This is a genomic window from Micromonospora alfalfae (assembly GCF_022230925.1).
Taxonomy (GTDB): domain Bacteria; phylum Actinomycetota; class Actinomycetes; order Mycobacteriales; family Micromonosporaceae; genus Micromonospora; species Micromonospora alfalfae.
The window spans coordinates 1-8,975 of the sequence record NZ_JAKKFH010000054.1 but is presented as its reverse complement, the minus strand read 5'-3'; the positions used below and the strand labels follow the sequence as shown (position 1 = coordinate 8,975).

Below are 8,975 nucleotides of genomic sequence, written 5' to 3'. Positions count from 1 at the left end.
GCGCGGGGCGCGGGGCGCGGGCGGTCAGGCGGCCAGGCGGCCAGGCGGTCAGGCGCTGACTGGTACCGGGGCGGCGGCGTCGGTCGGGGTGGCCTGGCGGGCCGGCTCGACCGGACGGCGTTCCCGGGTGGACCACTGCACCGACAGGGCGGCCAGCAGTACCAGGCAGGAGCCGAGCATGTGCGCTCCGACGAGGAGCGCCGGCACGTGGGTGAAGTACTGCACGAAGCCGATCAGGCCCTGACTCAACTCCACGGCGACCAGGATGACCGCGGCGCGGGTGGCTCGCTGCGCACCGACGGCGCGGAACGCGAAGATCAGCGCCACCGACAGCCCGATCAGCAGGAAGACCCCGTCCGCGTGCACCTGCGAGATCGTCTCCGGGTCGAGCCCGTTGCGGGCGGCGCCGTGGTCGCCGGCGTGTGGGCCGCTGCCGGTGACCCAGGTGCCGATGACCAGCACGGCGACGGTGACGCCGGTGGTGATCCGGGCCAGCGCGCGCAGCGGTGCGGGCACCACGGCTGCGGTCGGGCCGTCGGGGTCGCCGATGCGTCGCCAGAGGGCGTACGCGGCGGCGATCACCGCCATCGAGGCGAGGAAGTGCAGCCCGACGACCCACGGGTTGAGGTTGGTCAGCACTGTGATGCCGCCGAGCACCGCCTGGGCGGGGATGCCCAGGAAGACCGCCACGGCCAGTGCGAGGAGCCCGCGTCGGCGCGGCCGGTGGGCCAGCACGGCCAGGACGGTGGCCAGCGCGATCAGAGCCACCGCGAAGGTCAGCATGCGGTTGCCGAACTCGATCACCCCGTAGACGCCCATCTCGGGCGTGGTGACGTAGGAATCGTCGGTGCACCGGGGCCAGGTGGGGCAGCCGAGGCCCGAGGCGGTCAACCGGACGGCCCCGCCGGTGACGACGATGCCCACGTTCGCGATGATCGAGGCGAGCGCGAGGCGGCGCAGCAGGATGCCGGAGACCGGACGGACGATTCGGTTCACGGCGCAAATCCTACGCACCGTAGTGCTCAAGGTTCGTCCGACTCCGTCGGCTCGGTGGTTGGGATCACCGGGGCCCGGGTTTGCGACCCTCCGGGTAATTACGTAACGTTGGCGTTGTGAAAAACGCGGCGGCGCTCTCCGGGCACCAACCGACGGCCGTGCCGGCCCTCGGTGCGTCCGGTTCTGCGCCTGCCGTGACCACGTCGACCGGCCTCGCCGGGCCGGCGGCGGCCGAGGTCTCCACCCGGGATCGGGTCACCCAGTTGCTGCTTGAGCAGGGTGCCACCACCGCCGCACAGCTTGGCGCGGCGCTCGGGCTCAGCCCGGCGGCAATCCGCCGGCACCTCGACGCGATGCTTGCGGATGGTGACGTGTACGCCCGCGAGCAGCCAGTGCAGGGCAGTCGCGGTCGGGGACGCCCGGCCAAGGTGTTCCTGCTGACCGAGGCCGCCCGGGTCCGTTGTGGCACACACCACTACGACAACATGGCCACCGCCGCGCTGCGCTGGATCGCCCGCAGCGGTGGTTCGGACGCGGTCGAGGCCTTCGCCACCGAGCAGGTGTCCGCTCTCGAGTCCCGTTGTCGGACGGCCATGGAGGACGCCGGCGACGACCCTCTCGCCCGAGCCGAGGCGCTCGCCGCTGCGCTCACGGGCGAGGGTTACGCTGCCAATGCGACCACGATCGCTTCCGGCGGCCAGCTCTGTCAGCACCACTGCCCGGTGGCGCACGTTGCCGCCGAGTTTCCTCAGCTGTGCGAGGCCGAGACCGCGGTCATCTCCCGTCTGGTCGGCACCCACGTGCAGCGTCTGGCCACCATCGCGCACGGCGACGGGGTGTGCACCACGCACATCCCGACCCAGCCGGGCCGCGCTCAATCCGGTAATCCCGTAACCACTGTGAGGACAGATAGATGACCGAGCAGATCGTCCAGCCCCTGACCCAGGAAGAGCAGCTCGCCGCCCTGGGCCGGTACGAGTACGGCTGGTCCGACCCGGACGCCGCCGGGGCGGTCGCCCAGCGCGGCATCAACGAGGCGGTGGTGCGGGACATCTCGGCCAAGAAGAACGAGCCGGCGTGGATGCTCGACCTGCGGCTGAAGGGCCTGCGGCTGTTCGGCCGTAAGCCGATGCCGGCCTGGGGCGCGGACCTCACCGGGATCGACTTCGACAACATCAAGTACTTCGTGCGGTCGACCGAGAAGCAGGCCACCAGCTGGGAGGACCTGCCCGAGGACATCAAGAACACCTACGACCGGCTGGGCATCCCGGAGGCGGAGAAGCAGCGGCTGGTCGCCGGTGTCGCGGCGCAGTACGAGTCGGAGGTCGTCTACCACAAGATCCGCGAGGACCTTGAGGAGCAGGGCGTCCTCTTCCTGGACACCGACACGGCGCTGCGCGAGCACGAGGACGTCTTCAAGGAGTACTTCGGCACGGTGATCCCGGTCGGCGACAACAAGTTCGCCGCCCTGAACACCTCGGTGTGGTCCGGTGGCTCGTTCATCTACGTGCCGAAGGGCGTGCAGGTGGAGATCCCGCTGCAGGCCTACTTCCGGATCAACACCGAGAACATGGGCCAGTTCGAGCGGACGCTGATCATCGTCGACGAGGGTGCGTACGTGCACTACGTCGAGGGCTGCACCGCGCCGCTCTACTCCTCCGACTCGCTGCACAGCGCGGTCGTGGAGATCATCGTCAAGAAGAACGCGCGCTGCCGCTACACGACCATCCAGAACTGGTCGAACAACGTCTACAACCTGGTCACCAAGCGCGCCGTCTGCCACGAGGGCGCGACCATGGAGTGGGTCGACGGCAACATCGGCTCCAAGGTGACCATGAAGTACCCGGCTGTCTACATGACCGGCGAGCACGCCAAGGGCGAGGTGCTCTCGGTGGCGATGGCCGGCGAGGGTCAGCACCAGGACGCGGGCGCCAAGATGGTGCACGCCGCGCCGCACACCTCCTCGACCATCGTGTCGAAGTCGATCGCCCGTGGCGGCGGCCGCACCTCGTACCGGGGTCTGGTGCAGGTGCTGGAGGGTTCGCACCACAGCCGGAGCACCGTCAAGTGCGACGCACTGCTGGTCGACACGATCTCCCGCTCGGACACCTACCCGTACGTCGACATCCGTGAGGACGACGTGTCGATGGGTCACGAGGCGACCGTCTCCAAGATCAGCGACGACCAGCTCTTCTACCTGATGAGCCGGGGCCTGAGTGAGGACGAGGCGATGGCCATGATCGTGCGCGGCTTCATCGAGCCGATCGCCAAGGAGCTCCCGATGGAGTACGCCCTGGAGCTCAACCGCTTGATCGAGCTTCAGATGGAGGGCGCGGTCGGCTGACGCCGCCGCTCCCCGTGACGGGCCGGAATCTCGGTCCGTCACACCCGGCCCCAACTCGTCGTCACGGAACAGACAGACCAAGGAAGAAATGACTACCCAGGCTTCCGCGCCGCCGCCCAGCACCAAGTCGCAGGCGCTGCGCTCGTACGACGTCGCCGACTTCCCGGCCCTCACCGGCCTGGAGGAGGAGTGGCGCTTCACCCCGCTCAAGCGCCTCCGCGGCCTGACCACAGAGGCGCCGGCCGCGACCGGCGCGGTCCGACACGAGTACGGTGACCTGCCCGAGGGCGTCGCCATCACCCGGATCGGCCGTGACGACGAGCGGGTCGGCAGCGTGCTGACCCCGGTCGACCGGGTCAGCGCGCTGGCCTACGGTGCCTCCGCGGACGCCCTGCTGCTGCGGGTGGCCCCCGACGTGGTGCTCGGCGAGGCGGTGCGGCTGCGGGTGGTCGGCGAGGGCGTCGAGCAGCCGGCGTTCGGTCACACCTTCGTCGAGGTGGGCCGGTTCGCCGAGGCGACAGTGGTGCTGGAGCACGTCGGGTCGGCCACTCTGGCCGACAACGTCGAGGTGGCAGTGGCCGACGGCGCGAAGCTGACGCTGGTCACTGTCGCCGACTGGGCCGACGACGCGGTCCAGGCCCAGCACCTGAAGATCAAGCTGGGCCGCGACGCCAAGGTCATCCACATCCAGGTCTCCCTGGGTGGCGACCTGGTCCGGCAGTTCACGAGCGTGGAATACACCGGGCGCGGTGGCGAGGCCGAGCTGTACGGCGTCTACTTCGCCGACTCCGGCCAGCACCTGGAGCACCGGCAGCTGGTCGACCACAGCGTCCCGGACTGCCGCAGCTACGTCGGCTACCGGGGCGCTCTGCAGGGCGAGAGCGCGCACACCGTCTGGGTGGGCGACGTGCTCATCCGGGCCGAGGCGACCGGCACCGACACGTACGAGATCAACCGGAACCTGCTGCTCACCGACGGCGCACGGGCGGACTCCGTACCCAATCTGGAGATCGAGACCGGCGAGATCTCCGGCGCCGGCCACGCCAGCGCGACCGGCCGCTTCGATGACGAGCAGTTGTTCTACCTGATGGCCCGGGGCATTCCGGAGAGTGAGGCCCGTCGGCTGGTGGTCCGTGGCTTCTTCGCCGAGCTGATCAACAAGATTCCGGTGGAGTCGCTGCGTGAGAGCCTCGGCGACGCGATCGAGGCCAGGCTGACCAAGGCGGGCGCTTGATGATCCGCATCTGCTCCACCGAGGACGTGCCGAAGGGCACCGCGATCAGCGCGGACGTCGACGGCACGCCGATCGCCCTGGTGCACGGCGAGGACGGCGGCTTCTACGCGGCGTACGACGAGTGCTCGCACGCCTCGGTCGCGCTCTCCGAGGGTGAGGTCGACGGCTGCACGCTCGAGTGTTGGCTGCACGGCTCGCGCTTCGACCTGCGCACCGGAGAGCCGACCGGCCTGCCCGCCACCGAACCCGTCCCCGTCTACCCCGTCGAAGTCCGCGACGGCGACATCTACCTCAGCCTGACGCCGAGTAATGGAGTGACCCGATAATGAGCACCCTGGAGATCCGCGACCTGAAGGTGTCGGTCAAGCTGCCCGAGGGTGAGCTCAAGCCGATCCTGGCCGGTGTCGACCTGACCGTGAAGTCGGGCGAGACCCACGCGATCATGGGCCCGAACGGTTCCGGCAAGTCCACGCTGGCGTACTCGATCGCCGGTCACCCGAAGTACGAGATCACCGGCGGCACGGTGACCCTCGACGGCGAGGACGTGCTGGCCATGACGGTCGACGAGCGCGCCCGCGCCGGCCTCTTCCTGGCCATGCAGTACCCCGTCGAGGTGCCCGGCGTCTCGGTGGCGAACTTCCTGCGGACCGCGAAGACCGCCATCGACGGCGAGGCGCCGAAGCTCCGTACCTGGGGCGGCGAGCTGCGCGGTGCGATGGAGCGCCTCCAGATGGACCCGGCGTTCGCCCAGCGCAACGTCAACGAGGGCTTCTCCGGTGGTGAGAAGAAGCGGCACGAGATCGTCCAGCTGGAGCTGCTCAAGCCGAAGATCGCGATCCTCGACGAGACCGACTCCGGTCTCGACGTGGACGCGCTGCGCGTGGTCAGCGAGGGCGTCAACCGGGTTCGCGACAACGGTGACACCGGCGTGCTGCTGATCACCCACTACACGCGGATCCTGCGCTACATCAAGCCGGACTTCGTGCACGTCTTCGTGGCCGGCCGGATCGTCGAGCAGGGCGGCCCGGAGCTGGCCGACAAGCTCGAGGCCGAGGGCTACGAGCGGTACGCCGCCGGGGCCGGCACGGCCAAGGCCTGAGCGGGAGAGGCGCTGCCGAGATGACCAGCATCGCGATCCCCTCGGGGATGCCGCAGTACGACAACGTGCCGCGTTTCGACGTGGCCCGGGTGCGCGCCGATTTCCCGATCCTGGGTCGGGAAATCAACGGGCACCCGCTGGTCTACCTCGACAGCGCCAACACCTCGCACAAACCCCGCCAGGTGCTCGACGTGCTCGACGAGCACTACGCGCGGCACAACGCCAACGTGTCGCGCTCGGTGCACACTCTGGGCACCGAGGCCACCGAGGCGTACGAGGGGGCGCGGGCGAAGATCGCCGCGTTCATCAACGCGCCGAGCACCGACGAGGTGGTGTTCACGAAGAACTCCACCGAGGCGATCAACATCGTGGCGTACGCCTTCTCGAACGCCACGCTCCGTCCGGACGCCGACAGCCGCTTCCGGCTCGGTCCCGGCGACGAGGTGGTGATCTCCGAGATGGAGCACCACTCGAACATCGTCCCGTGGCAGTTGCTCTGCGAGCGGACCGGCGCGACCCTGCGCTGGTTCCCGGTCACCGACCAGGGGCGGCTGGACGAGTCGGGCCTGGAAGATCTGGTCACCGAACGGACGAAGATCGTCTCGCTGGTGCACATGTCCAACATCCTCGGCACTGTCAACGCCACCTCCCGGATCACCGCGCGGGTCCGCGAGGTGGGCGCGCTGCTGCTGCTGGACTGCTCGCAGTCGGTGCCGCACCTGCCCATCGACGTGGTCGACCTGGACGCCGACTACATCGTCTTCACCGGCCACAAGATGTGCGGTCCGACCGGCATCGGTGTGCTCTGGGGCCGGGGTGAGCTGCTGGCGGCCATGCCGCCGGTCTTCGGCGGCGGCTCGATGATCGAGACGGTCACCATGGCCCGTTCGACGTTCGCCGCGCCGCCGGCCCGCTTCGAGGCGGGCACCCCGCCGATCGCCGAGGCGGTCGCGCTGGGTGCGGCGGTCGACTACCTGACCGGCATCGGGATGCAGGCCATCCAGTGGCACGAGAAGGAGCTCACGGCGTACGCGCTGGACGCTCTCGGCTCGGTGCCGGACCTGCGGATCTTTGGTCCGACAGTGCCGGTGGGCCGGGGCGGCACCATCTCGTTCGCGCTCGGTGACGTGCACCCGCACGACGTGGGTCAGGTGCTCGACTCGCTTGGCGTGCAGGTGCGGGTGGGTCACCACTGTGCCAAGCCGGTGTGCAGCCGGTTCGGCGTTCCGGCCATGACCAGGGCCTCGTTCTACCTCTACACCACCACCGAGGAGATCGACGCTCTGGTGGCCGGTCTGGAGCAGGTGCGGAAGGTGTTCGACTGATGCAGCTCGACCAGCTCTACCAGGAGATCATCCTGGACCATTACAAGCGCCCGCACGGGCGTGGCCTGCGCGACGCCGACGACCCGGGTGACCAGGTCGCGGAGGCGCACCACGTCAACCCCACCTGCGGTGACGAGGTCACCGTCCGGGTGGCCACCGACGGCACGGTGCTGCACGACATCTCGTACGACGGGATGGGCTGCTCGATCAGTCAGGCATCGGCGAGTGTGCTGCACGAGTTGCTGCGTGGTCGGGGCGCCGGGGAAGCATTCGAGGTGCACGAGGCGTTCGTGGAGTTGATGTCCGGACGTGGCCAGGTCACGCCGGACGAGGACGTGCTCGGTGACGGGGTTGCTTTCGCGGGTGTGGCCCGTTACCCCGCCCGGGTGAAGTGCGCGCTGCTGCCGTGGATGGCGTTCAAGGACGCCGCGGCACGCGCCGGTGTGGGCGTGAGCCCGGAGGTGAAGGCGTGAGCGAGCGTCAGCGAGCGAGTCAGTGGTGCGACGCGATGGTGCCTCGTGGCGTCACGGAGCGAAACGGAGAGACGGCATGAGCAGCGAGAACACGGCTACTGCGGCGACGCCGGAGGCCGGTGACGCGGTCGCGGCGCAGACCGATGCGGTGACCGGCGATGTTGCCGCTTCGGCGGCTGGCAGCGATGTTGCCGCTTCGGCGGGTGCCGGCGACGCTGCCGCTTCGGCGGACGGTGCCGGCGTCAGCAAGGCGATGATCGCCGACATCGAGGAGGCGATGAAGGATGTCGTCGACCCGGAGCTCGGCATCAACGTGGTCGACCTGGGCCTGGTGTACGGCGTCCACGTCGACGACGAGAACGTCGCCACCCTGGACATGACGCTCACGTCGGCGGCCTGCCCGCTGACCGACGTCATCGAGGACCAGACCCGGCAGGCGCTGACCACCGGCCCCGGCGGCGGCCTGGTCAACGACATCCGGATCAACTGGGTGTGGCTCCCGCCGTGGGGCCCGGACAAGATCACTGACGAGGGTCGGGACCAGCTCCGCTCCCTCGGTTTCAACGTCTGACCCGAACCACTTCGTCGAGCGCGGTACCCGTCCGGGTGCCGCGCTCGATGTGTTGTACGCCGACGCGGGTTACTAGTGGAACGGATCGTTCCGGTCTGCTAGTCTGATTGCAGAACGGAGCGGAACATTCCGTTTCGCGAGTGAGCGCACAGGCTCGCTCGATGGGGTCGGCGGAGAGGGTCGGGACAATGAGTGAGATGGCAGCTGGACAGTGGCGGATCGTGCTCGACGAGGCGCACAAGGCGCTCCGGACGACCGCCGAGGGAATCCCGTCCGACGCCTGGGACCTGCCCACCCCCTGCGAGCAGTGGACTGTCACCCAGGTGCTCCAGCACGCGACCGGCGACCAGACCGCCTTCGCGGCGGCGATCGTCGGCGGGGCTGGGCCGCAGGAGGACCCGTTCGCGCCGTCCGGTCGGATCGAGGGCGACAAACTCATCGGGCTGCGCGCCGCCCTCGACGCGTCCGCCCAGGCCTGGAACCGTGTCGCCGACGACGACCCGGAGGTGCCCACGCCGCTGCCGCAGGGCAAGCTGCCGGCCGAGGTCGCTGCCGTGGCGTGCGCCCTGGATGCGGCAGTGCATGCCTGGGACATCGCGGCGGCCACCGGGCAGCCGTCCCCGCTCCGCGACGAGCTGGCCCGCCCCCTGCTGGAGGTCGCCCGGCAGATCGTCGAGCCGTTGCGAAACTACGGCGCGTACGCCCCGGCCCTCGATGCTGGTGCGGAGGCCGACGACGTCAGTGCCCTGCTCGCCTACCTCGGCCGCGACCCCCAGTGGCCCGACGTGCGGCTCTGACCGATCGGCCGACGCTCAACAAGCCCCAAGATCGCGTTAACACGCTCAAGATCGCGCTCGATCATTGAAGTAGTGGCCTCGGCGTGTTGCCGAGGCCACTACTTCCTGGTTCGAGCACGATCTTGGCGCGGGGCGC

The 8,975-nt window shown here is 69.4% G+C and carries 10 protein-coding genes; 9 read left to right on the top strand and 1 reads right to left on the bottom strand.

What is annotated here, in order from left to right; translation table 11 throughout:
• Positions 1-48: 48 nt before the first annotated feature.
• Positions 49-1,014, bottom strand: coding sequence for a COX15/CtaA family protein (locus tag MED01_RS31270; RefSeq protein ID WP_238672058.1), 966 nt, complete (start codon positions 1,012-1,014; stop codon positions 49-51).
• 98 nt (positions 1,015-1,112) lie between these two features.
• Between MED01_RS31270 and MED01_RS31265 the strand changes: the two genes are divergently transcribed.
• From MED01_RS31265 to MED01_RS31225, 9 genes are all read left to right on the top strand, one after another.
• Complete coding sequence (locus MED01_RS31265) at positions 1,113-1,913, top strand: helix-turn-helix transcriptional regulator (protein ID WP_372493765.1); 801 nt, start codon at positions 1,113-1,115, stop codon at positions 1,911-1,913.
• Complete coding sequence (sufB, locus tag MED01_RS31260; protein ID WP_091403689.1) at positions 1,910-3,340, top strand: Fe-S cluster assembly protein SufB; 1,431 nt, start codon at positions 1,910-1,912, stop codon at positions 3,338-3,340. Before MED01_RS31265 ends, sufB begins: the two co-directional genes overlap by 4 nt.
• 88 nt (positions 3,341-3,428) lie before the next feature.
• Positions 3,429-4,574 carry a Fe-S cluster assembly protein SufD gene (sufD, locus tag MED01_RS31255; RefSeq protein ID WP_238672057.1) on the top strand — a complete coding sequence of 382 codons (1,146 nt, stop codon included), beginning with the start codon at positions 3,429-3,431 and terminating at the stop codon, positions 4,572-4,574.
• A complete protein-coding gene (locus MED01_RS31250; protein WP_091403693.1) occupies positions 4,574-4,900 on the top strand; it encodes a non-heme iron oxygenase ferredoxin subunit in 327 nt (108 codons plus the stop codon). Before sufD ends, MED01_RS31250 begins: the two co-directional genes overlap by 1 nt.
• Positions 4,900-5,673, top strand: a complete 774-nt coding sequence (gene sufC, locus MED01_RS31245; protein WP_112677399.1) for a Fe-S cluster assembly ATPase SufC — start codon at positions 4,900-4,902, stop codon at positions 5,671-5,673. Before MED01_RS31250 ends, sufC begins: the two co-directional genes overlap by 1 nt.
• Before the next feature lie 20 nt (positions 5,674-5,693).
• The gene (locus tag MED01_RS31240) at positions 5,694-6,998 is read left to right on the top strand and encodes a cysteine desulfurase (RefSeq protein WP_238672056.1); all 1,305 of its coding nucleotides are present in this window, start codon (positions 5,694-5,696) and stop codon (positions 6,996-6,998) included.
• Entirely contained in the window at positions 6,998-7,471 is a 474-nt protein-coding gene (sufU, locus tag MED01_RS31235; protein ID WP_091403700.1) for a Fe-S cluster assembly sulfur transfer protein SufU, read from the top strand. The genes MED01_RS31240 and sufU overlap by 1 nt, the downstream gene beginning before the upstream one ends.
• A gap of 76 nt (positions 7,472-7,547) precedes the next feature.
• Positions 7,548-8,042 (top strand): metal-sulfur cluster assembly factor, encoded by a 495-nt coding sequence (locus MED01_RS31230; RefSeq protein ID WP_238672055.1) that lies wholly within the window; start codon positions 7,548-7,550, stop codon positions 8,040-8,042.
• A gap of 197 nt (positions 8,043-8,239) precedes the next feature.
• Entirely contained in the window at positions 8,240-8,839 is a 600-nt protein-coding gene (locus MED01_RS31225) for a TIGR03086 family metal-binding protein (protein ID WP_238672054.1), read from the top strand.
• Positions 8,840-8,975: the final 136 nt, after the last annotated feature.